The organism is Sporosarcina sp. OR05 (assembly GCF_041414805.1).
Classification (GTDB): Bacteria; Bacillota; Bacilli; order Bacillales_A; family Planococcaceae; genus Sporosarcina; species Sporosarcina saromensis.
The window spans coordinates 297378-322052 of the sequence record NZ_JANKJL010000001.1 but is presented as its reverse complement, the minus strand read 5'-3'; the positions used below and the strand labels follow the sequence as shown (position 1 = coordinate 322052).

Genomic DNA, 24675 nt, shown 5'->3' with positions numbered 1-24675 from the left:
TATTATTAGTACATCCAAATCTCGAAAATGAGTAAATTGGAAAACTACTAAGAAGAGAAAGAGGAGATGCTATATGAAATTCACCAAGATTGTACGTACTGTTATCGGAGCCAACCTAGCGATACTGATGGCATTTGCATTCCTACCTGCTCTGCTCATCAACCCTGATGTTGAAATTTTCCAAAGCGTACTCAATTACATTTCGAAAGACTGATCGATGAAGAAAAGGAACCGTATGGCGTATGTTCGCCATGGGTTCCTTTTTACTTCTACTTTTTGTCACACTATCATTCACAGCTCGTATACAAATGCAGCATAACATTTTTTACCGTTTAATGATTGTAAAGTTATCATTGAGTAGTAACCAATTTTGCGGGAATGCTAATCCTAACTTCCAATACATCATGCCGCGCAAGTTAAATTCTTTCAGCAAATTGAATTTCGCTTGAATACTGCGTGCATCTTCAAACCATACGTCGTGTCTGACACCGTCATTATCCCAATAGAGGAAGAAGGGCGCTTGTGCAACCGGATCATATTGGATATTTGCATTTTGGCGAATCGCTAAGTTAACCGCTTGTTGAGGGCTTAATGCCCTCGCTGCAACACCCGTTTCAGGCGGATACGGATACTTCCAATCATATCCATACAAGTTTTGTCCTAGAAAAATTTTCTCTCTTGGAATTTGGCTCACTGCAAACTCCACTACTCGCCGAACTTGGTTGATAGGGCTAACAGCTTGGGGCGCACTGTACGAATAGCCCCACTCGTACGTCATTAACGTAACGAAGTCACAAATTTCACCGTGTGCTTTGTAATCAATTGCCCCGTAAATACCAGTAACATTTGCGCTTGTTTTCGGAGCTAGCGCGGTCGAAATCGTCAAGCCTGCTGGTTTAAAACGCGCTTTCGCATTTCGTAAAAACGAATTGTATAATTCTCGATCCGCCGGTCTTAGAAACTCAAAATCAAAATGAATGTCCTTGTACCCGACCCTTTTAGCTGTCCGTACAATATTTTCAAACAAACGGTTTTGTACGGTCATGTCTGTGAATAAAACATGAGCCAATTCTGAACTAAATGCAAAGTTCTCTAAGTTACTGATGACCATAGCATTCAGCACGCCCGCATCCGTCGCGATTTGAGGTATCTCTCCGATTGGTGGCGATTTTAATGAGCCATCTCGTTGTGCCTCATAACTGAACATTGCCAAATACGTCAAATCGTCAACGCGTTCTTTTACTTCAGCAGTAATTTCTGTCAAATTCTGCTCCCGAGGTTCAACATACAACAACACTTCAATTGCCCTCTTTGTCCTTTGAGGAATCGACAAGCGTTGACCGACAAGCAAAATGGCGTTTTGAGCTATTCCGTTGATCCGCGCAAGTTCTGCTACTGTCGTTCCATATAACCTTGAAATGATGTAAAGGGATTGTCCCGGTTGTACCCAATGATAACTTCCTGTTACAGGAATGACTAGCGCTTGCCCGACAACAATTTTTGATGGTTCCATCAATTCATTCGCTTTTGCTATCTCTTCCCATGCAATCCCATAAGCTTGTCCAATCCCATACAAGCTTTGACCTGCCTGTACAACATGAATTTGCATAATGCTCCTCTGCCTTTCATTGACAAATTGTCCACTACTCCATGCTATTGTCAAAATGAGCAGAATATGCGTGATTTCCACTTCTTTATACATATCCTTTTTGATTGAAGCCATACTACAAATGATTTTTAAAACCTTACAAGGAGGATATGTAATGACACACAATGAATTCCATGAAATGCACGAAAATATGCAAACCGGTCCAGTCTCAACAAAAATGAATCACGGCGCGAATGGTATGATTGGGATAAAAGATGTACTAGGGAGCGTCCTAGCTACACTAAACCAAGCGACACTTTTTCGACCACACGTAAAAGATCCCGAGTTGCTGGATATTATGGATCGTCAGTATCGTTTTATGCTTGATGAATACAACATAACGGTGGAATGCTTCAAATCAGGTACGGATCCTTCCCATCCGACAGGCAGCTACAACATGAAGCAAGAGAACGACTTCGTCTATGGCACGAAACCCTCTCAACCGAAAAAGCCGATGCAAAGTGCCAACGAATTAAATGATGAAATGATTTCTGGATTCATGTTAGGAGCAATGAAGAACATCGCTTCCCTCAAAACGACTTCCGCAATAGAAGTGACACATCCAGTTGTCAGGAGAGTGCTCGCTGATTCCATTGCGAATTGCATTGAAATGGCGTATGAACTTTCCATTTACCAAAACAAACACCATTACTACCAAATCCCTCAACTTTCAGATCACGACATGCAAGAAATGATGAACTCGTTTGCAGGCGCACAAGGTCAACCCGGCATGCCTATGCAATAAGAAAAAGCGGTCCCGCTAAGGGGCCGCTTTTCTTATTGGACTTTACGAAGGAAACTCGTCGGTAGATCCGTTTCAAACTTCATCACTTTTTTAGTGACTGGATGGACAACCGTTAATGACGTAGCATGCAAACCGAGTCTCTTCAGTGGATTCACAGTGGATCCGTATTTTTTATCTCCTACAACCGGATAGCCAAGTTCCTCCATGTGTACACGGATCTGATTTTTCCTACCTGTATCCAAACGCACTTCCAATAGGGAATACTGGCGATTTGATTTAATTTTTTTATAATGCGTAATGGCGAGCTGTCCACCGTTATCAGTAGGATTCGAGTACACTTTGTAGGTGCGTGTTTCTTTTAACCACGATTTAATCGTACCCTGTTCCTTCTTAACGTTGCCTTCTACAAGCGCAGTATAAACACGTTCTTTCGCCATCTCGTCCCAATTCGTTTGCAACGTCATTTTTACTTCTTCGCTTTTTGCGAATAAAAGAACCCCAGATGTATCTCGATCTAAACGATGGACGATGAAAACCCGTTGACGAGGGTTTTGTTTCTTTACATAATAAGAAACTTCACTGAAAGCTGTTTTTTCATTTTTATCTTTTGCAGCCATTGATAATAGGCCTTCCTCTTTGTCGATGACAATGATCGATTCATCTTCATAAATAATTGTCAATCCCGTCAGCATACTTTCGCTTTTCGCTGCCTTATTTTTTTGGATTTCTACTTTTTGTCCAATCGATAACGGATGATTGTGTTTCGTCACCGGTTGTCCATCTACTTCCACTTGCCCTCTTGTCAACATCGATTTCACCGAATTTCGGCTATTTTGTTTCATGTTCTCTAATAAAAAAGGTAATAGTTCAGCCTTTTCCGTTACGGTAAATAAGGTTGAATGTTCTCTTCTCTTTTGATGATTTTTTTGCATAACTCGTCTCCTCACTCTCTCTCTCTTTATTATGCGGAAATTGCCCTTGGATTACAAACACTGTATCATCATAAGTAAAAGCTCCTGTGTGTGCATAAAGAAAAGGGGAATGTTCTTGAGAATTGCAATTTTCGACTTCGACGGCACTGTTTATGCGAATGAAACTTTTAAGGTATTAATGGAACACTTAAAACACCATCCCACCTATCATTCAAACTATCGGACTTTTTACAGACAAATCCTCCCTTTGTACATCGGTTACAAGACAAAAATTGTATCTGAGGCGACGATGAAAGAACGATCAATGCAGTTATATGTAAATGCACTTGGCTCGTTAAACCAAAACGAGCTACAACATTATTTCGCTGAATTAAAAGCCAGTATGCAAAATGATTTCAATCATGAAGTTGTTTCCCGTATCCACCAACACCATACGGAAGGGATTTTCACAATGCTCGTGTCAGGTGCATATACGCCTTTACTGCACGCTGTGACAGAAGGACTTCCTTTTGATGCAATCATCGGCACTGAAGTCCCTTACACGATAGACCAGCAATTAGACCGACAAAAGAGCATTTACCACATTCAAGGGAAACGCAAAAATGAAAAAATCATGGAAGCCCTTCAATCCAAGGACATCGATTGGACAAACAGCTATGCGTATGGAGACAGTTATTCTGATTTATCCGTACTTGAATTAGTCGGTTCACCAGTCGCAGTAAAACCGAAAAAAAGGCTTGCACAAATTGCAAACGAACGAGATTGGGAAATCATCTAAACTTATGACAATGCCTTTAATCCAACAACACCGATAACAATTAATAACACACTCATCACTCGACCGATACTTTTAGATTCTCCAAAGAAAATCATATTAATGAGTACGGCTCCTGCTGTTCCAATGCCAATCCATACAGCATAGGCCGTGCTCACTTGTAAGTAGTTGAATGACATGTAAAGAAACGCAAATGCTGCGCCAAATCCTCCTCCAAATAACAACACATTTTGAAAGCTTTTTTGCTCGTTATATTTATTTAAACCGACAACACCAGCAAATTCACACGCTGCCGCTAATAAAACAAAAAACCAACCCATTACTGAACAATCCCTTTCTTCGCTTTCTTATCTTCCAAGTCATCCGCAAGTTTCAACCCGACAACCCCGACAACTAAAATAAACATGAAAAATATTTTACCGGCACTTAAACTTTCTCCAAAGAAGAAAACATCCATTAGCGCCGTCCCGACAGTTCCAACGGCAGCAAAGATGGCATACACCGTACCCGTCGGTAAATTTTCACAAGCCTTCGCCAAATAATGAAAATCAACAAAAATAAAAAACACGATCGGTAGCCAATGCCACCATTCACTTGCTACGTTAAATCCAAAAATCCAGACCAATTCAAAGAAACTGGTCAATGCTACATAAAGCCATGATTTATTCATTTCGATTTCCTCCGTTACATTATGACTGACTGTCATTCATTTAATAACAAACGATAAAATTTCACCCTGCTGGAGAACGGAAGAAATCGCTCTCCAGCTGTGCGATTAGTCATGTATGGACAAAGCAAAACGTAAAAACTGCTTGACCTCTCTTTTTTGTACGGCAGCCTCGTCCTCTTTGTTTGCATCATACAAGTAAATCTGTTCCGCAGCTGATTCAACAAGACCTATCACTAATTTTGCAGTGCGTGCAGGATCAACAGAATCTCTAATGACTTGATCTTCTATCGCTTGTTCCAAACTCTCGCTGATCCATTCGTAAAACGGTGCATAGACCGTCTCCCATTTTTTTAAATGCTCGGTAGATGCGAGACCGGAATAGATGAGCGCTTGCATTTCGTGATACTCTTCACTCACTTCAAAAATTGCATCGACTAATTGATCGAGTCTGACTGGAAAAGGAGCTGATTTTGAGACTTTAGCCTGAACAATCTCCATTGTTTTCTCGACCATCACTTCTGCAATTGCAGGCATCAGCGACAACTTGGAAGGAAAGTATAAATAAAACGTTCCTTGGGCGATCCCTGCTCTCTTCACAATATCCGAAATTTTCGTCTTCTCGATCCCCTGTTCACTAAAGACCTCAATAGCTGCAGACACGATTCGCTCACGTTTGTCCATTTGTTCATCCTCCTTTACGAACGATATGAATGACTGTCATTCATTTTATCATATAAATAGTATGCATTTCCAGTGCTACTAATAAAATATTTTTTTCACATACTAAATATATATCGAATCATCGTGTAAGCGTTATCATTCACATAATCATTGGATTAAACAGATTTTCACCACTTGCATTTACTGTTTGATGCTGTTAATAATTTTAATTACCCATAAAACAAATAGAACGGAGCGAACTAGATGACGAAAGAATATCATTCCGCATTAGCGATGCATGGACTTCACAAAGGGAAAATGGAAGTTGTTTCAAAAGTCTCCCTAGACAATACGAAGGATTTGAGCTTAGCCTATTCCCCTGGCGTTGCTGAGCCTTGTTTGGAAATCGCAAAAGAACCAACAACTGTGTACGATTATACGATTAAAGGGAATCTCGTTGCAGTCATTACAGATGGAACAGCCGTATTAGGTCTCGGAGATATCGGACCAGAAGCTGCATTGCCTGTAATGGAAGGCAAAGCGCTTCTACTTAAACGTTTTGCCGATGTGGATGCGTTTCCGATTTGCCTCGCAACAAAAGATGTAGAAGAAATTATTCAAACCGTCAAACTGATGAGCCCAACATTCGGTGGCATCAATTTAGAAGACATTTCTGCACCCCGTTGTTTTGAAATTGAACAACGTTTACGTCAAGAATGTGAAATCCCTGTCTTTCATGATGATCAGCATGGAACCGCAATTGTCGTTGCAGCGGGACTGATTAATGCATTCAAACTGACAGGTAAAGACTTAAAAACTGCCAAAATCGTCGTGAACGGTGCAGGCGCAGCAGGAATTGCAATCGTCAAACACCTTTTGACAATCGGGTGCAAGGACATCATTTTATGTGATTCAAAAGGAACAATTTACGAAGGTCGGACAAACGGCATGAATCCGATAAAAAATGAGATGGCAGCACTGACAAACCCAACTGCTGTTAAAGGCAGTTTGGCGGATGCTCTTGCTGGTTCTGATGTCTTCATCGGTGTCTCTGTTGCAGACTTGCTAACAGAAAAAATGATTGCTTCCATGAATGAAGGGCCAGTCCTTTTCGCACTTGCGAATCCAAATCCTGAAATCATGCCAGCACGCGCTAAACAATATGGTGCACGGATTATTGCAACAGGCAGATCTGATTTCCCTAACCAAGTAAATAACGTTCTTGCATTTCCTGGAATTTTCCGTGGAGCGTTGGACGTACGTGCTACGGATATTAATGAGCAGATGAAAATGGCAGCGACCGTTGCAATTGCATCTTTAATTGACGAGAAAGACTTGCACGAAGACTATATTATTCCAGATCCTTTTGATGATCGTGTCGCAAGTGCCGTTGCACAAGCTGTTAGTGAAGCTGCAATTACTACTGGAGTTGCCACGTTACAAGTCACGCCGACTGCGTAATTTATTGACCGGTTCGCTCATCGACATGGAGTGTGCCATCGCCCAGTATTTCAGCATAAAAAACTTGTTCAACATTGCCAATACCCTTTTTCTTCAACTGGAGATACACCCATTCTTCCGTCAAATGAAGTTCGGTTAAGTTTTCTTTCATTAACTTCCCATCAGAAATAATCTCAGTCGGAAGATATTTTGGTTCAGGGCTAGGAGCATTCACATCTTTTCGTGTGGCTGGCTCCTGGCTCGCTTTTTTTAATACACTCAGTTCCCCATTCGTTTCAAGTATCGCATAGTTAACATCGGTCACAGTAAAAATGCCTTGTTCTCGAAGCATCATATTTAGGTCGTTTAATGTGAAACGGGCTTTCTTCATGCCTTGTTCACTTATTTTCCCCTTTAAAATAAGGATTGTTGGCTGATCATCTAACAACTTTCGTAAATTCTTTGATTTGATTGTTAAGAAGTTCACAAAAACCGTCAATAAAGCCCACCAAATTAAGGATATACTGCCATTATAAAAATGCGTTTCCGAATTAACGGATATCTCGGCAGCAATCGATCCAATCGTAATACCCGTCACATAATGGAAAAACGTCAATTGTGAGATTTGTTTCTTCCCCATAATCCTTGCAAGAATGAGCAAGATGATAAAAGCAGTTGTCGTCCGCAAAAGCATTTCCCAAAACTTCAATTCCAGTAACCCTTCTAATTCCATGTTCTCTTACCTCCTCTGTACACTAGTTTGCAGCAGAAAGAGGGACTTATTCAGAAGAGAAATACGTAATCGAATAGGAATGCAAGTTGTAGAGAAATTTGAAAGCTTTTAACTTAATTTGAATGCTGTTTTTATTGACTCGAAAAACGCATTGAAGCCAAAAAAGCCAGCATCAGCAACATGTGCCAATGCTAGCTTTACTTTTATTTCCATTCAAATGGTGTCTCTTGATACACATAATAGTTCAGCCAGTTGGAGAACAACAAATGCGTATGCGAGCGCCATGTATTCAACGGTTGCTTCGTTGGATCATCGTGCGGGAAATAATTTTCCGGAACATCGATTGCAATGCCTTTTGCAATATCACGCGCATACTCTTCACCAAGCGTACATGCATCATACTCCAAATGCCCTGTCACCATAATATGTTTGCCATCTTTCGAAAGTATGATGAAAGCTCCCGCTTCTTCAGATATAGCCAACAATTGAAGGCGATTGTCCTGCTCAATTTCTTCAATTGATACGGATGTGTAACGAGAATGAGGAGCGGTGAACAAATCGTTGAAGCCACGCGCAAGCTCTACCGTCGGATCCGTCAATGTATGTTCATATACACCCGACAACTTCTTGGGGAGTTCAAATTTATTAATGCCATAATGGTGATAAAGAGCTGCTTGAGCGCCCCAACATATGTGCAAAACGGATGTGACATTCGTGTTGGACCAATCCATGATTTGTTGCAGTTCATCCCAATACGTTACGTCTTCGAATGCAAGATGCTCAATTGGTGCACCCGTAATAATTAGACCGTCATAGCGGCGATTTTTCACATGCTCAAATGTTGTATAAAATGCATCTAAATGCGTTTTACTGACGTTTTTCGATTCATATGTAGCGGTGTTCAAAAAAGATACATTTACTTGTAAGGGTGTGTTTCCTAATAACCGCAATAGTTGCAGTTCAGTTTTCTCTTTTTCAGGCATTAAATTGAGAATGATGATGTTTAATGGACGGATATCTTGAGAAGTAGCTCTCCCTTCATCCATCACAAATATTTTTTCTTCTTTCAACATTTCTCTTGCTGGCAATTGTTCAGGTATATTAATCGGCATGTAAATTCCTCCTATTCATGTGAAAAATCCTCATTCCTAAGATAGGAACGAGGATTTTTAACGGTCTCCGCTCTTATCTCTCAAGATTAACATCTTGTTGGAGGTAGCACCTTTTTGCAAAAGCAGAGGTTGCTGAAGCTTCATCGGGCCAAATCCCTCAGCTTCTCTTGATAAGAATTATTCTTTTGTTGTCCATTATATCATTTTATACAGAATTGTATACTTATTTCTTACAGTCTTACTTTCGCTCTCGAAAAGCCTGTCCCCAAAATTTCAGAAGCATTCAGGAATATGACAAAAGCGCTCGGTTCAGCAGTTTGTAACAACTTTTTCAAATAAACGGCTTCTGATTGTTCCACTACACAGAAAATCATCGTCTTGTCATTGTTTGAAAACCCACCTGTTGATTTTACTTTCGTCAAACCACGGTCGATCTCATTTTGAATGACCGCTTGGATTTTATCTTCATGTTCGGTAATAATGAGCACTAACTTCGTCGGGGAAGTTTGCAATTGCACGAAGTCAATCACCTTGCTTGTAACATAAATGGCCATGAGTGCGTATAAAGCGAGTTCAAAATTAAATACAAATGCTGAAGTGACAACGACAATTCCATCGACAATCAATTGTGAGAAACCGCTTGAAATGCCTGTATACTTTTTCAACAATTGTGCAATTAAAGCGGTGCCGCCAGTCGAGCCATTCCCACGGTACACAATTCCTAACCCAATACCAAGCATGATGCCACCATAAATAGAACTGAGTAGAGGGTTGTCAACGGACAAGTTAATATCATGCGTTAAAAAGATGACAAACGGGACAAAAAACGTACCAACAATCGTTTTCACACTAAATTCTTTTCCTGCAAGCACAAGTCCAAGTACAATTAGTGGGATATTAATGATCCATTGGACGACAGCCGGATTATAGTTGAATAGCTCGTACAATATCGTACTTACCCCAGAAATCCCACCCGCTGCAATACGAGATGGCAACAAAAATATATTAAATGCAAGGCCGACAAAAGTCGCCCCAATAATAATTTGAACATAATCAAAAAACACCGATTTCTTCAATAAAACAGACATACAATCGTTCTCCTTTCTTTACAACGTTTCCTATTTTAACAGAAATCGATGTATAGAATAGTTTTAAAGTTTCCAGATGTGGAATAGTAGAAGTAAGTAAAGATAAGAAAGTATATTCATATTTTTGTATTTTTTCTATTTTACTGGTATACTCATCCATACTGGTATAATAACTATCACGAAGTCAGGGAGGATATTATGCGTAGTTTAGGTATCGTACGGAAAGTTGATCATCTTGGAAGAATTGTGATTCCAAAAGAACTTAGAAGCACCTTACAATTGGAGAAAGGTGCACCGATGGAAATTTTTGTAGACGACGATATGATTATTCTACGAAAATATGTTGTCGATGAGGCGTGTATTGTAACTGGTGATATCACTTCTGAGAATAAACGTTTGTCTAATGGCATGTTCATCAGTCCAAGAGGTGCGGAACTTCTCAAGAAGGAAATTGAAAACAACAATAATTGGAACTGATTCAACACAGACTACATGCATACTAAGCGGGCTGCGGACTAACCGCCGCCCTTTCTCAATTGCATAAACGAACAACCATTTAGATGCTTTGAAATCTTTATCTATATTACACTTGCTACTCGACTGTAGCGTCGGAGGAAAATACAATGGACATTTTTGCCCACAGAGGAGCTTCCGGGACATTTCCCGAAAATACAATCCCCGCATTTAAAGAAGCAGCTTCCCTACCAATTCATGGAGTGGAATTTGACGTTCATATGACAGCAGATCATGAATTGGTTGTCATCCATGATGAAAAGATTAATCGAACATCAAATGGTAAGGGCTATGTAAAAGACCTCACTTTAGAAGAATTGCGCACATTCGATTTCGGAAGCTGGTTCGCTCCCGAATTTAAAGGAACGACCATTCCTACATTACGAGAAGTGCTTGAAGTCTTTCAATCGACAGAACACGTGATAAATATTGAATTGAAGTCGGACATCTTTCCCTATGATGGAATGGTTCAACAAGTAATTGAACTAATTGAAGAATATCAGTTGACAGCTCGCGTCATCCTTTCGTCGTTTGACCATGGTGCTATTCAATTAAGCAAACAACTTGCACCAGCTATTAGAACCGCAACGTTGTTCATGGAAGTACTCGTGAACCCTGTCAACTATATACGAAGCGTCCCAGCAGATGACTTACATATCCTTTTTCCAGCTGCTGTTCGTCCTTCCATGCGAGAAGTTTTCGAAAGTGGAATTCCAGTAAGGACGTTTACAGTGAATGATGAACAGTATGCAAAGTACATGCAACAAGTAGGTGTGCAAGCAATTTTCACAGATTATCCTGAAAAAATGTATACATTATTTGCGGAGCAATAATCTGAACGAAATGAACCGCAACAAGTCCCGTTATCGGTTGGCTTGTTGCGGTTTATTCATTCGAGCGGGAGTTAAGACTTGGCTTCGGGCTTGGGGTTGTCTTTATTGTATACTGGAGGGTCGCTTTGGGAACAGGAGATGATACGTGAGTCTGGCAATTGAGTATGTAGGTGCTGAAAACGATCTGATGCAAGTAGACATTTTCTACTTACGCGATTCTTACAATAAAGAAAAGATGGAAATGAATAGCCATATTTCCACCTTTTCATTAGTTAACACATCAAAAATTGGCGTTAGTTTCCTAATTCGTTTAAAAAGGCTTCAATTTCTTCTCTCGATTTGCGGTCTTTGCTGACAAAACGACCTGCCTCTTCTCCACTATGGAAAGCAACGAAGCTTGGTATGCCAAAAATGTCGAGTTGCTGGCAAATATCTATGAATTCATCGCGATCGACATAGATGAATTGGTATTCAGGATAATCTGCTTCAATTCCAGGGAGAAGCGGTTCGATGATTCGGCAATCAGGGCACCAATCTGCTGAAAACATGAAAACTGTGCGTTCCTCATTTTTTAATTGTTCAAACTGCTCAACTGACGTTAATTTTTCCATCCTATCCATCTCCTTCTGTAGGTCCATTCTCTTGTTGAGTATAGCACAACTACACGATCTACCGTAACACTTCCTTTGAGAAGAACATTCACATTTCTCCACCATCTAACAATCCAAATTCCTCATGAAAAACGTCACTTCGGGAAAGCTATAAAGTGAATAAAGGAGGAATCCCATTTGCGTATTCACTTAATGAGCATTCCGTTTTGCTTTTTGTTACTCACTGCATTTCCTTTTGTGAAAACGATGGCTGCAAACATACAAACCGAGGAAGCAACAATTGAAGAACGGATGAAGTATTATTATCAGTTTTCAAGCGAGCTTGTCCCTTGGTATTATTTAGCCGCGATTGATCAATATGAACGAAATATCCAACAAGTGCGTCCGGACCTAGAAAAAATGCAAGGTCCGATTTCCATTCAATATCCTACTCCGTACTGGGTTGGCATGTTAAATCCTGAAGCTTCAGATACTGTTCTGGATTCCATTGCTTTCTTCGGTGGAAACGGAGATGATGGAGATGAAGACGGCCTTGCCGATTTGCAAAACCCAGCTGATATTCTTGTGACGATGGCTAATCATCTCGCTTTGTATGGTCCACGTGAAGAGGATTACAAAGCAGCGTTATGGCATTATTACAAAAAAGAAGCAACTGTTAACCAAGTACTGACGATTGCCAAGTTGTACAAGCATTTTGGAACAGTCGAACTGGATGAACACACCTTTCCTATCCCAAAAGCTCATCATTACAGTTATCGAAGTACATGGGGGTCAAGCCGCGGTTGGGGTGGAAGGCGAATTCATGAAGGTACAGACATTTTTGCAAGTTATGGTGTCCCTGTCGTGGCAACATCATACGGTGTCATCGAAGTGATGGGATGGAACCAGTTCGGAGGTTGGCGCATTGGCATCCGTGATAACCATAACACATACCATTACTTTGCCCATTTAGCGTATTTTGATAAGGGCATTCAAGAAGGCGATATCGTCGAGCCTGGCACATTGCTCGGATTTGTTGGTAGTTCGGGTTACGGCAAAGAAGGTACTTCAGGCAAGTTCCCCCCGCACCTTCACTATGGTGTATACAAATATAACGGAAAGACAGAATGGGCTTTTGATCCATTCCCAGCGTTACGAAATTGGGAACGACAAAAATAAAAATCAGGGCCCGTCAGTACAAATGACAAATGGGCGCCTGATTTTATTTATTTCAAGACCAATTTTAAAAATGAATAAATATCGGTTTGTTCTTCAATAATTTTTGCTGTTGGTTTACCTAATCCATGTCCTGCATTTTTTTCTACGCGTAATAAAATTGGATTAGGACCGGATTGAGCTGCTTGTAACGTAGCAGCAAATTTCTTCGCATGAAGAGGTACGACCCGATCATCCGTATCCGCCGTAGTAATTAAGGTGGCTGGATATTCAACTCCAGAATGCACATTATGAAGTGGAGAATACTTGATCATAAAAGTAAAGTCGTCAGCACTCTCTTCCGCATTGCCGTAGTCTGTCACCCAATAGCGACCGACTGTGAACTTATGGTACCTTAGCATATCAATAACCGGAACTTGACAAACTGCTGCGCCAAATAGGTCTGGCCGTTGCGTAATACATGCTCCGACGAGTAACCCACCGTTACTACCGCCCATGATCGCCAACTTTTCCGACTTTGTATAGCCTTTTTCAATTAGCCACTCGCCTGCTGCGATAAAATCGTCAAAGACATTTTGTTTGTGTTCTAATGTTCCTGCCTTGTACCACTCTTCCCCGAATTCTCCACCACCACGTAAGTTCGCAACAGCATACACACCGCCTTCTTCCAGCAAAACTTGCACTGCTGGTGAAAAACCCGGCGTGAGACTTACATTAAAACCTCCATATCCATACAACAGCACCTGATGATTCCCATCTAACGCAATTCCACTGCGATGTGTGATGAACATCGGAATTTGGGTGCCATCTTTTGACGGATAAAAAACTTGTGTTGTTACAAAATCATTCATTTTTTCATCATGTGAACGACGAAAGATCTCTCTAGATGTAGCAGCTGAAAAATCATATTCAACAATTGTGCCAGAGGATAAGTAAGACGTATAACCAATGAACATGCTCGTATCTTTCTTCTCACCTGTCATTCCTGTTAACGATATGAAATCCGGAAGAGGGACATCATTTACAAACTTTCCATGCATGTCATAAATCTTCACTTTGTAATGTGCATTATGTAACGTACATGCAACGATTTGGTGGTTGACGATTTTCGCAAATGACAATACATCCTCTTGCTCAGGTATAATTTCCGTCCAATTTTCCTTACTTGGACTTTCCACGTTAACAGCAATTACACGCTCTTTCGGTGCATCCGAATTGGTCACAAAGTAAAATAACTTGCCTTCATTTCCAATGAATGTATAGCGAGCATCACCCTCTGCGAATAGTTTCACAAATCCAGAATCATTGGCAACGTCTTTCATATAAATCCGGCTTTTATTTTCTGTCCCTTTCCACACATTCAACAACAAATAGTTGTAGTCATCCGAAAAAACGGGGTCAAAGGAGAACTCTTTATTGTCCAAATCCTCATAGATGAGCACATCATCTTCTTGCGCTGTACCGATTTTATGCCAATACACTTTGTTATAATAGCTTTCATCCTCAGCTGGAATCGTTGAAGGATCTGGGAAACGGTTATAATAAAATCCGGTGCCTCCTTCATCCCATGCGATGCTACAAAACTTGCACCACTGCAACAAATCCCCCTCATCTTGAAGCGTTTCCAAGTTCCGTACCCGGATTTCCTGCCAGTCACTGCCGTTTAACGATACCCCATACGCTAGTCGCTTACCATCTTTCGTGAAAGAAAGGTTGGTAATTGCAGCAGTCCCTTGTTCATTCATCGTATTCGGATCTAAGACCACTTCCAATTTATCCGAATCAAGATTTGTTGTCCGATAGAAGACTGCTTGGTTTTGTAGGCCGTCATTTTTATGAAAATAATAATAGTCCCCTTCTTTTCGAGGAACTGAATACTTTTCATAATCCATCGCTTTCGTCAATTTCGTTTTTAACAATTCACGATCTGCAAATGTACTGACAAAATCATGTGTTTGTTTATTTTGTTCATCTACCCAATGCTGAACTTCTGGATCTTTCGGATTCTCCAACCATCTGTAGGGATCTTCAATTTTTGTTCCATGGTAATTGTCTACAACTACTTCCCTTTTCGTTTGAATCGACACGTAATTTCCCCCTTTAAAAATCATCTCCATCATTTTACCATATTTTTCTGAAATAAAGCACAAAAGAAGCAGCTGACGTTTGCCAGCTGCTCCTTTTGTTAATGAGGAACGTGAATTGGTGGTGGAATAATCCAACCCTTTTCTTTATTCATCTTTAATAATTTCATGCCGAATAGTAAACGCTCAGCATGGAATTTACTGAACATCATCGCGACGTCTTCCCGTAAGCATTGCCCAATCACTTGGCTGCACGATACGAGGGCTTGCCCAACGTTTATCGAGATTGCGCCACTAATTTCAGGATCCATGAAGCGTGCGCCAGCAGGAATTTCTTCTTGGTTGGCAATTGGACGATCAGGTAATGTAGGAGGTGGCGTGACTCCATGTTCTTTCAATAGTGTTTCCACTTGCTCATTTTCTTTTTTCATCATTTGCACAGCTTCGTCCAACAGTTTTTTAAGACCGTCATCTCCCGCATGGTTAATGAAGCCTTGATATCCGCTAATGAGTCCTTTATTTGCCCCTACATATGCCCAACATCCTAATACTTCACCATAATGCATCGGTTCTTCTTTTGAATTTCCGCTTAAAATACCCAATTGTTTTCCCTCTTTTCTTGAACTTTTCCATTGAATTCATGGATTTGGTATTATGATGTGATAAGAATGCGATTTTATACACTCGTTAAAAGGCATTTTATTGTTCATTCAAAAAAAGGTTGACATTTTTTTAGATACTGATATGATATTCAGTAATTAAATTTTTCGATAATATTGCGATGGAGATACGCGATAGATGATGGCATCTAAAGAGAGCTGATGATTTGCTGAAAATCAGCGTTGACATGTCTGTTGTAGCACTCCTGAATAGATGTACCGAACAACTTTTTAGTAGGTACGTACGTTTCATGCTCGTTACCGCATGCAATGAAGACTGTCTTTGACAGTGAACAAGGGTGGTACCGCGTAAATTGTAAGCTTTTCGCCCCTTTACATGTAGGTGTAAAGGAGAGTGGAAAGCTTTTTATTCACAATGATAAAACACGAACAATAATTGATTTAAAATTATTTTAGTACGCGTTTAACCAATTATTTTAATCCTAATTACGAATATCATATAAAATATAGATCTAAACACGAATTAATTGGTTGACATTCTTTTTTCACGTGATATGATGTTCAATAATTAAATACCTAAACGAACAATGTTGATGGAGACATGTTTTACGTACTCGAATCTTAAGAGAGCTGATGGTTGGTGAGAATCAGTGGTTCAGTCGTAAAGTAGCACTCTGGAATTGGTGATCTGAAACTTATGTCGTAGGATCATCCGTATGATGCACGTTACGCAAACAATGAAGGCTGTCTATTTTGGACAGCGAAAAAGGGTGGCACCGCGTAGCGTAAAAGCTTTTCGCCCCTTGCAGTACATGCAAGGGATGAAAGGCTTTTTTATATTTTTTATTAATAGGAGGAGATCTACATGTTAGCAGACCAACACTTTTTACGAATTCCAGGACCAACACCGATTCCGCCGAGCGTACAACGGACAATGAGCCAACCGATGATCGGACATCGAGGAAGTGAAACTTCTGAATTGCTACGTACCATTCAACCAAGACTACGAAAAGTATTTGGCACAACACAGGATGTTGTCATTGTAACCGGCAGTGGCACGTCAGGACTTGAAGCAGCTGTTGTGAATACAGTTAATCCTGCGGATGAAGTACTTGTGATTGTAACAGGAGCGTTTGGAGCACGCTTTGTAAAAATTTGTGAAGCATATGGAATTGTCGTTCATCAGCTTACGGTCGAATGGGGAAAAGCTTTTGACGTAAAAGATGTGCAAGCAGTCGTGCAAAATAATCCAGCAATTAAAGCTGTATTTGCAACGTATTGCGAAACTTCAACAGGTGTCATGAATCCTGTTCATTTGCTTGCACAGACAGTCAAAGAAGTGTCCGATGCACTTATCATCGTCGACGGAGTCTCTTGCGTTGGCGGTGTGGAAACGAAAATGGACGATTGGGGGATTGATGTGATCGTAACGGGTACACAAAAAGCATTCATGCTACCAGCTGGACTCACTTTTATTGCCGTAAGCGAGAAAGCTTGGAACCGAATTGAAAACAATTCAAATCGTGGATTCTACTTGGATTTAGTGAAATATAAATCGAATTTAGCTAAAGATACGACACCTTTTACACCTGCCCTTTCGTTGCTTTTCGGACTACATGAAGCACTAAAGATGATGGAAGCTGAAGGTCTCGATGAAGTATATGCTCGTCATAAACTCATGAAAGAAATGACGCGCGCTGCTTTTAAAGCATTGGCGATTCCTTTACTGACAACTGATGAGGATGCTGCAGACACTGTCACAGCTGTTTCCCCTGAAGACTTTGACGCCGAATTATTTAGAAAGACGATTAAAAGCGAATTCGGTTTAACAGTAGCGGGTGGACAGGAACATCTAAAAGGCAAGATTTTCAGAGTTGGGCATATGGGATATTGTTCACCTGCCGATGTCCTTCAAACCATCGCCATGATTGAAATCGGATTAGTAAAATCCGGTAAGCAAATAGAAATCGGAAAAGGCGTGGCTGCAGCTCAAAAAATTTATGTAGCAAAAGGAGCGACAAACTGATGACATTCCATATTCTAATTACTGATCCGCTTAGCGAAGAAGGCATTTATCCATTACGACAAGCTGAAAACTTAGCCATAACCATTGCAACCGATCTATCCAAGGAAGCTCTGCTTGAGACAATAAAAGATGTTGACGCGTTGCTCGTCCGAAGCCAAACACAAGTGACACGCGAAGTGATTGAAGCAGGTAAAAACTTAAAAATTATCGGTCGAGCTGGTGTCGGTGTGGATAACATTGACCTGGATGCCGCGACGGAAAATGGCATTATCGTCGTCAATGCACCCGACGGCAACACGAATTCTGCCGCTGAGCATACAATTGCGATGATGACTGCGTTGGCTCGAAAAATCCCACAAGCGTTCAATGCATTAAAAAATGGCGTTTGGGATCGAAAAACATATATTGGCGTCGAGTTAAAAAATAAGACACTCGGCGTGATCGGTCTCGGTCGAATTGGTGCGGAAGTTGCAGCACGTGCGAAAGGACAGCGCATGAATGTCATTGCGTACGATCCGTTCTTGACGGAAGAGAAAGCGAAAAAGATGGGGATTGACTTTGGTACGGTTGATGATGTCATAAGAGCAGCAGATTTCATTACCGTTCATACACCTTTATTGAAAGAAACGCGTCATTTATTAAACGAAGAAGCGTTCCGGAAAATGAAAGATGGCGTACAGATCATCAACTGTGCAAGGGGCGGTATCATCGATGAAGATGCACTCTACAATGCGATTGTTTCTGAAAAAGTTGCCGGTGCTGCCCTAGATGTTTTTGAAACCGAACCATTTATCGATCACCCGTTGCTCACGCTACCTGAAGTGATTGCAACACCTCACCTAGGTGCGAGTACAGTAGAAGCGCAAGAAAGTGTCGCAGTAGATGTAAGTAATGACGTTGTTAGCTTTTTCAAAGGCGAAGCTGTACGCAATCCCGTCAACTTACCTTCCGTTTCTAAGGAAGTACTTGCAAAGATTGCTCCTTTCTTCGATTTGGCAGAGAAATTAGGGACATTCCTCTCTCGCAAAACGGATGAAACAATCGTAGAAGTGAACATCAAGTATGCAGGCGAACTTGCGAATTATGATGTCAGGGCGTTAACGCGCAATACGGTAAAAGGGATTTTAAAACGGAATTTCGGTAGTCACGTCAACGATGTCAATGCAAAATACCTTGCGGAACGTTTTGACATAAAGGTAAATGAACATAAAACAACGACGAGCAAAGGTTTCCTCCACTTAATCACGGTAGAAGTGCACACTGCCGGTTCTGTTCATCGCGTAGCGGGTACGTTATTAAATGGACTCGGCCCGCGTATTGTAAAAGTCGATGATTACGTAGTAGACGTCGTGCCTGAAGGGCATTTATTGTTCATTAAACATAAAGACCAACCGGGTGCAATCGGCCGAGTTGGTACATTGTTGGCAGAAAAGAATATTAATATCGCCACGATGCAAGTCGGTCGAACAACTATTGGCGGTGAAGCAATCATGATGCTGACAATTGACAATCATGTGGAGCAAGAAGAAATGGAAGATCTGACTGAACTGGCTGATATTTACGAAGTTCGTGCGATTGATCTGTAAAACACTTTCTTAGCTATTAATGGACTGATAAAATGTTGATTTCCGTTCCGAGCGGACGCTTTCAGGGGGGCTTGCCCTCAGCCAAGCGAACAGCATAGGGTTCGCTTTGCCGTATTTCTGCGTTCTTTGCGGAAATTAAGGCATCCGTGCTCCCAACACTACGCTAATGCTGTCTAAAGCTGTTCTACGTGACGGCTTTTCCTGCGGGGTCTTCACGCTGCGCTGATCCCCCAGGAGTCGCCGCTCTGCACTCCAATCAACTGCATCCCCCTTTACAAAGATGCATCATTTCAATAATTACGGCAGCTTTCTTCATGTTTAATCGGCCAGTTACTTTAGATTCATGGTAGAAAAAGTAAGTTTCCTCCATGGACATTTTAAAGCCCCTGAGTGTTATCCTTCGTATACCAGTTTTCTTTACACCAGTAAAGACACGCTAAATCGTCCCTTCGCACTTTCCATATATCTTTCAAAAAACATGGCTTTGTCGCACAGAACTTCGTGGATTGCGGCATGTGTTTCTATTTAAGCACTGTTTTTACTCCAATGCATACTACTCATTCAGATCCGATAACTCTCCTAATATTGTAAATAACTCATCTAAATGACTTATTTCAAAGTCAGGTCGGATTTCATCATGTTTCGGCTTGTTTTCTCGATTAATCCAAACGGAACGCATGCCGACTCGAGAGGAACCTAATATGTCTGTCATCAAGTTATCACCAATCATTAGAGCATGTTCTACAGGAGTAAGTGTTTTTTCTAGTACGTACGTAAAGATTGACGGGTCCGGTTTTCCTTTTCCAAATGCACCAGAAATGACAATTTCATCAAAATACGGTGCGATCTCAGGCGTTATTGCAAGCTTTGTTTGTTGCAATGAAGGTGCTCCATTCGTTAACAAGACCAGTTTGTAGTTCCCTTTCAACTGATCCAATACGGAAAATGTCTCTTCATAAACAAACGGTGCTTTCTTTCGCTCTTCGATGAATCTTGCAGCTAATGTTTTTCCGTATTCCTCATTATGTATTCCACATACTTGCAATCCTCTTGTCCATGCATCTTTTTGATAGGATGGTATGAGCTTTTTCATTCGTTGAAACGCTTCTCCTTCATCATCAAAAGTACCCCATAGCCCCTCAAATGGATTGATGCCAATGAGCTGAGTATGTGCATATGTTTCATAAGTAGCATAGAGAGTGCGAGCTGCTTCACGAACAGCTGCCTCCAATTCCATCGGGTTTACGTCATATTGTTTTGCAGCAAATTGACACGTTTTTGCAAATGCCGTGGCGATACTTTTTTCATCCCATAAGAGCGTATCATCTAAGTCAAATATGATTGTGCGGATCATCTGCTGTCACTCCTTTTTGTTTGATTATACACAAAAACCGCTCCAAAAAACGCATGGAGCGGTAATTTTCAGGTGATGTATATATTGCGATCCCAAAAACGTTGTTGCGTGATTGCTTGAATATAATCCTCGGCGAAATCATTTTCTGTTGCAAAGACGATACCTGGCCCTGGCTTTGCATCAGATTTACTGAAAATCGGCATACCAGTTGAAGCGACGCCAATCGGTTTATATTGGCTGTATGCGACATTAATGTAATTTATGAGCTGACTCTCAAATTTCTTCTGATTATCCGCTTTGCCTCCCACAATATATAATGAATCAAACAGGGAAGGCGCTGTGGATACCAAAGATTGGTTCACTACTACTTGAATACCATCTGCTCCTGTTAATGTCCCTAACTTTTCGCCGACAATATCGACAGTAACACCTGCATCCAGTAAAGAATTGACGACTGATTTCACTTCACTGCCGTTGAATCCTTCACCGATTAACACACCTACTTTCAGCGTATATGGATACTTAGGTGTGTTTTCTTGACTGAGCGCAGGTGAAGAAGCAGTAACATTCACTTGCTCTCCCGTTGGTCGATTCACTCCAACAGCATCTGCAAGTGTCGTTGCCAATTCCTTATCCACATGTACGAACATATCGACGACTTGTTGCCTAACACTCTTAGACTGCACTTTACTCACTTCGAAAATGAAAGCGTTCATGATATGTTGCTTTTCAACCGGCGTCATACTGTTCCAAAATAATCGAGCTTGTGAGAAATGATCTTTGAAAGATTCACTTCTTGCTTGGATAACACGTCCTTCGACTTTTTCAGCATAATGGACAAATCCTCCCTCTTTCCAAGTGGAGGTGGATGGTGTATTGTTCGCCAAACTATTCTTATGATAACTGACTTGCCCTTTGTCGATTCGTTGACGGCTGAATCCGTCACGTTGGTTGTTATGAAACGGACAAATCGGACGATTGATCGGTATTTCAGTAAAGTTCGGTCCGCCCAAACGAAGGAGTTGTGTATCCAAGTAGGAAAATAATCTTCCTTGCAATAACGGATCATTTGTAAAGTCAATTCCTGGGACAACATTTCCTGGGTGGTAAGCTACTTGCTCCGTTTCCGCAAACACATTTTCCACGTTTTGATTCAGCGTAATTTTCCCGAAGAGGCGCACAGGTACGATTTCTTCTGGCCATAATTTTGTCGCATCCAGAATATCAAAATCGAACATGAACTCATCTTTTTCATCAATCATTTGTACACCTAAATCATATTCGACGACATTGCCATGCTCGATTGTTTCCCACAAATCCCTTCGGTGAAAATCAGGATCTTCTCCTGCAATCATTTGAGCCTCTTCCCAAATAAGTGAATGAACACCTAATCGAGGTTTAATATGAAACTTAATGAATTTCGCTTGGCCCGCTTCATTGACGAATCTGAACGTGTGGACGCCAAACCCTTCCATCATACGGAAACTCCTTGGAATTGCTCGGTCTGACATTAACCACATCATCATATGGGCTGTTTCTTGATTCGTAGCGACGAAATCCCATAGCGTATCATGCGCTGATGAGGCTTGCGGTATTTCATTATGAGGTTCTGGTTTGACGGCATGCACAAAGTCGGGAAATTTAATGGCATCTTGGATGAAGAAAACAGGAATGTTGTTACCGACTAAGTCAAAATTCCCTTCCTCTGTGTAAAACTTTACAGCAAAACCTCGTACATCACGAACAGTTTCAGCAGATCCTTTGCTTCCTGCCACAGTTGAAAAACGGATGAAAACTGGTGTTTTTGTTCCTGGTTCTTGAAGAAATGCTGCTCTTGTAAACTCTTTCATCGAATGATACAACTCAAACTCTCCATGAGCCGCAAAGCCTCTTGCATGAACAACTCGTTCTGGAATACGCTCATGATCAAAATGCGTCATTTTTTCACGGAAATGGAAGTCTTCGATTAACGTCGGTCCACGTACTCCGGCTTTTAATGAATTTTCATCATCCGAAACCTTTACCCCTTGATTGGTCGTCATTTTCTTTCCATAGTTATTCACTGTATACGGTTTCAGTTGCTGAATTTTTCGATTTGTCGTTTCGTCCACGTAATCCCCTTTCGCCTTCTGGTTGTTCCCCACATTACTATATGCTTAGGTTTGTGTATTGGGTACTTGACACGACGTTTTATCCTGTACAATATAGGCTACAATACCATTAAAAGAGCACATAAGGAGTTAAAGAATGAATACACATTACTTCATTGGCATTCCAGCACAACAAACGATACATGAACAGGTACATCACTACTGGGACAAATTACAACTCGCAAATCATTATAAAGTTTTACCAGGATTAGCTGATTTGCATATTACGTTGCTGTTCATCGGATCGATACCTGAACATAGACTTCACACATTACAACAACAGCTAACGCAAATCGCTAAGCATCACAAACCCTTCACATTGCTTATCAACGGAATATCCTATTTCGGTTCACCATCTGGTCCGCGAGTTGTCTATTTAGCAACATCACCTAACGAAGAACTGGATCATTTACAAAATGCAATTGCTGAAAGCGGATTAGATGTAGGAATTCAAAGTTCAAATCATTTCACGCCACACATGACAATCGCAAAGAAAAGGAAGTCAACAGATCCCATCATCATACCTAAAGAAACGTTTGATTCGATTCCTTTACAGGTCAAACATTTTTCACTGTTTTCAATTCATCCATCACAAACCCCAAAGTATACTGAGGTTCAACGGTATGAATTATAAATGTCCATTGACTCAAATTAATTAGGAACCTATCTTTATATGTAAACACCACCCAAACACCACCCAATCATTGCAATGACAAACATTGCTGCGAGAACGACCGGATAGGCATACTTGTCCGGCAGAGGCAAACACGATTTCGGGTGTAACTTCTTGATCCAACTCCATGCCGTACACACTCAAAAGTCCTTCTAAAAACTCGTACCAGCAAAACTCACTTCCGCAAGCATACGACCGCTCTTGCCGCGCAATTTTAATGGTTTTACTTCGATTTGCGCCTCTACTTCTTCCTGGATACGTTCTTCCCGAACAGCCGAAATCGGTTGTCCATTGTTCTCTCGACTGCGCACAAAATGCTCATCATGCTCAATCTGTATAGGACGATTACTGCTCAACCACCGCTCTATCATTAGATGTATCACCTACTATTACATAGTATACAATGGTAATTCTATAAAAAGTCTAATGTTGTCAAAATATTATATGTATTTAATGTAAAGTGTTTTTTGGTTATAATCGCAATAAATTTGTAATGTCAGTTTATAGGTTGTTTTATATGATGACAGGTACATAACATAATTAAAAGGTCAATTTCTCAACAAAAAATTGAGAAATTGACCTTTTGAGTGTTCAACAATTGCGCCCGATTGCCGATATTGCTGATTAGGATAAGACTCCACAATTGTTGTAGAAAATTTCTGTTTTTTAAAAGAAGTTTTATTCTTGCCTTTTTATAAACATTGATATTACACCAACCAGTAGCACAATACCTATAAAAGCATAGACAAAATTAGAAATATAATCCAAACCATTAACATAGCTTTGACTGGTATGATATATAGCTTCAATAACTTCCGATAGAACCAAAATAATAGATAACGATAAAAAGGATAGTCCAATTAGAAGAATACCTACTTTTTTAATTATTCACACCCCCTATTAAAATAACTCTGAGTTTTCCTTAATAACAATTACTTCAAATTCCCACCTATTTCACAATACATCGCTCCAGAATCTGGCCCGTTTGCGGAATACTCAATATTTCTTACTTTACTCAATGATACCATTTTAACTTCCCAAAAATCTCCACTGAAAATATTAACACGGACTTATGACTTCCTTCTTTGATTTATCCTCTTCTGTTGCTTCATTAGTTTCTGCTGCAACTTCAATTTTTCAAATTCCTCATATCCTCATCCAATATCCGATCAATTGCTTTACCTCTAAAAAACTGTTCAAATAACGTTTGGGAACTGTAGATGTTCATTTGTTTGCCCCCGAACGTGTCATTGAAAAAAATAGTTCC

At 40.6% G+C, this 24675-nt stretch carries 24 protein-coding genes, 1 riboswitch and 2 other annotated features; of the genes, 10 read left to right on the top strand and 14 right to left on the bottom strand.

From position 1 onward, the window contains the following. The first annotated feature begins 73 nt into the window (after positions 1-73). Positions 74-214 carry a hypothetical protein gene (locus NRI27_RS01470; RefSeq protein ID WP_317942656.1) on the top strand — a complete coding sequence of 47 codons (141 nt, stop codon included), beginning with the start codon at positions 74-76 and terminating at the stop codon, positions 212-214. 111 nt (positions 215-325) lie between these two features. Here the strand turns inward: NRI27_RS01470 and NRI27_RS01465 are convergent, their stop codons facing one another. After that, a complete protein-coding gene (locus NRI27_RS01465; RefSeq protein ID WP_371389257.1) occupies positions 326-1609 on the bottom strand; it encodes a glycoside hydrolase family 18 protein in 1284 nt (427 codons plus the stop codon). A 154-nt stretch (positions 1610-1763) separates the two neighbouring features. Between NRI27_RS01465 and NRI27_RS01460 the strand changes: the two genes are divergently transcribed. Continuing rightward, positions 1764-2393: a spore coat protein gene (locus NRI27_RS01460; RefSeq protein WP_317942654.1), complete on the top strand. Its 630-nt coding sequence runs from the start codon at positions 1764-1766 to the stop codon at positions 2391-2393. Between the two features lie 32 nt (positions 2394-2425). Here the strand turns inward: NRI27_RS01460 and NRI27_RS01455 are convergent, their stop codons facing one another. After that, entirely contained in the window at positions 2426-3325 is a 900-nt protein-coding gene (locus NRI27_RS01455; RefSeq protein ID WP_317942652.1) for an RluA family pseudouridine synthase, read from the bottom strand. 109 nt (positions 3326-3434) lie between these two features. Between NRI27_RS01455 and NRI27_RS01450 the strand changes: the two genes are divergently transcribed. Further along, the gene (locus tag NRI27_RS01450) at positions 3435-4103 is read left to right on the top strand and encodes an HAD family hydrolase (protein ID WP_317942650.1); all 669 of its coding nucleotides are present in this window, start codon (positions 3435-3437) and stop codon (positions 4101-4103) included. A 2-nt stretch (positions 4104-4105) separates the two neighbouring features. Here the strand turns inward: NRI27_RS01450 and NRI27_RS01445 are convergent, their stop codons facing one another. The 3 genes from NRI27_RS01445 to NRI27_RS01435 form a co-directional block, all read right to left on the bottom strand. Further along, positions 4106-4420: a DMT family transporter gene (locus NRI27_RS01445; RefSeq protein WP_317942648.1), complete on the bottom strand. Its 315-nt coding sequence runs from the start codon at positions 4418-4420 to the stop codon at positions 4106-4108. Beyond that, positions 4420-4770: a DMT family transporter gene (locus tag NRI27_RS01440; RefSeq protein WP_317942646.1), complete on the bottom strand. Its 351-nt coding sequence runs from the start codon at positions 4768-4770 to the stop codon at positions 4420-4422. Before NRI27_RS01440 ends, NRI27_RS01445 begins: the two co-directional genes overlap by 1 nt. Before the next feature lie 105 nt (positions 4771-4875). After that, positions 4876-5451, bottom strand: coding sequence for a TetR/AcrR family transcriptional regulator (locus tag NRI27_RS01435; RefSeq protein ID WP_371389256.1), 576 nt, complete (start codon positions 5449-5451; stop codon positions 4876-4878). A gap of 243 nt (positions 5452-5694) precedes the next feature. Between NRI27_RS01435 and NRI27_RS01430 the strand changes: the two genes are divergently transcribed. Then, positions 5695-6891 (top strand): NAD(P)-dependent malic enzyme, encoded by a 1197-nt coding sequence (locus NRI27_RS01430; protein ID WP_371389255.1) that lies wholly within the window; start codon positions 5695-5697, stop codon positions 6889-6891. 1 nt (position 6892) lies between these two features. On the opposite strand, the gene NRI27_RS01425 is transcribed toward NRI27_RS01430, so the two are convergent. The 3 genes from NRI27_RS01425 to NRI27_RS01415 all read right to left on the bottom strand — a co-directional run bounded on the left by NRI27_RS01425 (position 6893) and on the right by NRI27_RS01415 (position 9803). Beyond that, on the bottom strand, positions 6893-7603 hold the full coding sequence (locus tag NRI27_RS01425) for a YetF domain-containing protein (protein ID WP_371389254.1): 711 nt from the start codon (positions 7601-7603) through the stop codon (positions 6893-6895). A 203-nt stretch (positions 7604-7806) separates the two neighbouring features. Continuing rightward, positions 7807-8715, bottom strand: coding sequence for a homoserine O-acetyltransferase MetA (gene metA / locus NRI27_RS01420; protein ID WP_317942640.1), 909 nt, complete (start codon positions 8713-8715; stop codon positions 7807-7809). 70 nt (positions 8716-8785) lie between these two features. Further along, positions 8786-8892, bottom strand: a riboswitch (SAM riboswitch). 53 nt (positions 8893-8945) lie between these two features. Beyond that, complete coding sequence (locus tag NRI27_RS01415; protein ID WP_371389253.1) at positions 8946-9803, bottom strand: YitT family protein; 858 nt, start codon at positions 9801-9803, stop codon at positions 8946-8948. 198 nt (positions 9804-10001) lie between these two features. Between NRI27_RS01415 and NRI27_RS01410 the strand changes: the two genes are divergently transcribed. After that, complete coding sequence (locus NRI27_RS01410) at positions 10002-10280, top strand: AbrB/MazE/SpoVT family DNA-binding domain-containing protein (RefSeq protein WP_317942638.1); 279 nt, start codon at positions 10002-10004, stop codon at positions 10278-10280. Between the two features lie 146 nt (positions 10281-10426). Further along, positions 10427-11149 (top strand): glycerophosphodiester phosphodiesterase, encoded by a 723-nt coding sequence (locus tag NRI27_RS01405; protein ID WP_317942637.1) that lies wholly within the window; start codon positions 10427-10429, stop codon positions 11147-11149. Positions 11150-11442: 293 nt separating this feature from the next. Here NRI27_RS01405 and NRI27_RS01400 read toward each other — a convergent pair whose 3' ends face one another. Next, positions 11443-11760, bottom strand: a complete 318-nt coding sequence (locus NRI27_RS01400) for a thioredoxin family protein (protein WP_371389252.1) — start codon at positions 11758-11760, stop codon at positions 11443-11445. A 183-nt stretch (positions 11761-11943) separates the two neighbouring features. Between NRI27_RS01400 and NRI27_RS01395 the strand changes: the two genes are divergently transcribed. Further along, the gene (locus tag NRI27_RS01395) at positions 11944-12918 is read left to right on the top strand and encodes a M23 family metallopeptidase (protein WP_371389661.1); all 975 of its coding nucleotides are present in this window, start codon (positions 11944-11946) and stop codon (positions 12916-12918) included. Positions 12919-12965: 47 nt separating this feature from the next. Here the strand turns inward: NRI27_RS01395 and NRI27_RS01390 are convergent, their stop codons facing one another. Together NRI27_RS01390 and NRI27_RS01385 are read right to left on the bottom strand one after the other, a co-directional pair. Continuing rightward, a complete protein-coding gene (locus NRI27_RS01390) occupies positions 12966-15002 on the bottom strand; it encodes a prolyl oligopeptidase family serine peptidase (protein ID WP_371389251.1) in 2037 nt (678 codons plus the stop codon). A 98-nt stretch (positions 15003-15100) separates the two neighbouring features. Then, positions 15101-15601, bottom strand: coding sequence for a DUF3231 family protein (locus NRI27_RS01385; RefSeq protein ID WP_317942633.1), 501 nt, complete (start codon positions 15599-15601; stop codon positions 15101-15103). A gap of 167 nt (positions 15602-15768) precedes the next feature. Then, positions 15769-15994 (top strand) — a binding site (T-box leader). 206 nt (positions 15995-16200) lie between these two features. Next, positions 16201-16426, top strand: a binding site (T-box leader). Between the two features lie 58 nt (positions 16427-16484). On the opposite strand from NRI27_RS01385, the gene NRI27_RS01380 reads away from it, so the two are divergent. Together NRI27_RS01380 and serA are read left to right on the top strand one after the other, a co-directional pair. Further along, positions 16485-17645 carry a pyridoxal-phosphate-dependent aminotransferase family protein gene (locus tag NRI27_RS01380; protein WP_371389250.1) on the top strand — a complete coding sequence of 387 codons (1161 nt, stop codon included), beginning with the start codon at positions 16485-16487 and terminating at the stop codon, positions 17643-17645. Next, positions 17645-19231 (top strand): phosphoglycerate dehydrogenase, encoded by a 1587-nt coding sequence (gene serA, locus NRI27_RS01375; protein WP_371389249.1) that lies wholly within the window; start codon positions 17645-17647, stop codon positions 19229-19231. The genes NRI27_RS01380 and serA overlap by 1 nt, the downstream gene beginning before the upstream one ends. Before the next feature lie 553 nt (positions 19232-19784). On the opposite strand, the gene NRI27_RS01370 is transcribed toward serA, so the two are convergent. Both NRI27_RS01370 and NRI27_RS01365 read right to left on the bottom strand, forming a co-directional pair. Continuing rightward, positions 19785-20585, bottom strand: coding sequence for an HAD family hydrolase (locus NRI27_RS01370; RefSeq protein ID WP_371389248.1), 801 nt, complete (start codon positions 20583-20585; stop codon positions 19785-19787). A 68-nt stretch (positions 20586-20653) separates the two neighbouring features. Continuing rightward, positions 20654-22696 (bottom strand): catalase, encoded by a 2043-nt coding sequence (locus tag NRI27_RS01365; RefSeq protein ID WP_317942629.1) that lies wholly within the window; start codon positions 22694-22696, stop codon positions 20654-20656. 136 nt (positions 22697-22832) lie between these two features. Between NRI27_RS01365 and thpR the strand changes: the two genes are divergently transcribed. Beyond that, the gene (gene thpR, locus NRI27_RS01360; protein WP_371389247.1) at positions 22833-23369 is read left to right on the top strand and encodes an RNA 2',3'-cyclic phosphodiesterase; all 537 of its coding nucleotides are present in this window, start codon (positions 22833-22835) and stop codon (positions 23367-23369) included. Between the two features lie 191 nt (positions 23370-23560). On the opposite strand, the gene NRI27_RS01355 is transcribed toward thpR, so the two are convergent. Further along, on the bottom strand, positions 23561-23779 hold the full coding sequence (locus NRI27_RS01355; protein ID WP_371389246.1) for a hypothetical protein: 219 nt from the start codon (positions 23777-23779) through the stop codon (positions 23561-23563). Positions 23780-24675: the final 896 nt, after the last annotated feature.

Coding starts and splice junctions, on each gene's coding strand:
- serA (WP_371389249.1), top strand. CDS start 17,645: ATGACATTCCATATTCTAATTACTGATCCGCTTAGCGAAGAAGGCATT.
- NRI27_RS01400 (WP_371389252.1), bottom strand. CDS start 11,760: ATGGAAAAATTAACGTCAGTTGAGCAGTTTGAACAATTAAAAAATGAG.
- NRI27_RS01430 (WP_371389255.1), top strand. CDS start 5,695: ATGACGAAAGAATATCATTCCGCATTAGCGATGCATGGACTTCACAAA.
- NRI27_RS01405 (WP_317942637.1), top strand. CDS start 10,427: ATGGACATTTTTGCCCACAGAGGAGCTTCCGGGACATTTCCCGAAAAT.
- NRI27_RS01465 (WP_371389257.1), bottom strand. CDS start 1,609: ATGCAAATTCATGTTGTACAGGCAGGTCAAAGCTTGTATGGGATTGGA.
- NRI27_RS01440 (WP_317942646.1), bottom strand. CDS start 4,770: ATGAATAAATCATGGCTTTATGTAGCATTGACCAGTTTCTTTGAATTG.
- NRI27_RS01355 (WP_371389246.1), bottom strand. CDS start 23,779: ATGATAGAGCGGTGGTTGAGCAGTAATCGTCCTATACAGATTGAGCAT.
- NRI27_RS01410 (WP_317942638.1), top strand. CDS start 10,002: ATGCGTAGTTTAGGTATCGTACGGAAAGTTGATCATCTTGGAAGAATT.
- NRI27_RS01455 (WP_317942652.1), bottom strand. CDS start 3,325: ATGCAAAAAAATCATCAAAAGAGAAGAGAACATTCAACCTTATTTACC.
- NRI27_RS01380 (WP_371389250.1), top strand. CDS start 16,485: ATGTTAGCAGACCAACACTTTTTACGAATTCCAGGACCAACACCGATT.
- NRI27_RS01415 (WP_371389253.1), bottom strand. CDS start 9,803: ATGTCTGTTTTATTGAAGAAATCGGTGTTTTTTGATTATGTTCAAATT.
- thpR (WP_371389247.1), top strand. CDS start 22,833: ATGAATACACATTACTTCATTGGCATTCCAGCACAACAAACGATACAT.
- NRI27_RS01470 (WP_317942656.1), top strand. CDS start 74: ATGAAATTCACCAAGATTGTACGTACTGTTATCGGAGCCAACCTAGCG.
- NRI27_RS01370 (WP_371389248.1), bottom strand. CDS start 20,585: ATGATCCGCACAATCATATTTGACTTAGATGATACGCTCTTATGGGAT.
- NRI27_RS01450 (WP_317942650.1), top strand. CDS start 3,435: ATGTTCTTGAGAATTGCAATTTTCGACTTCGACGGCACTGTTTATGCG.
- NRI27_RS01435 (WP_371389256.1), bottom strand. CDS start 5,451: ATGGACAAACGTGAGCGAATCGTGTCTGCAGCTATTGAGGTCTTTAGT.
- NRI27_RS01460 (WP_317942654.1), top strand. CDS start 1,764: ATGACACACAATGAATTCCATGAAATGCACGAAAATATGCAAACCGGT.
- NRI27_RS01445 (WP_317942648.1), bottom strand. CDS start 4,420: ATGGGTTGGTTTTTTGTTTTATTAGCGGCAGCGTGTGAATTTGCTGGT.
- metA (WP_317942640.1), bottom strand. CDS start 8,715: ATGCCGATTAATATACCTGAACAATTGCCAGCAAGAGAAATGTTGAAA.
- NRI27_RS01425 (WP_371389254.1), bottom strand. CDS start 7,603: ATGGAATTAGAAGGGTTACTGGAATTGAAGTTTTGGGAAATGCTTTTG.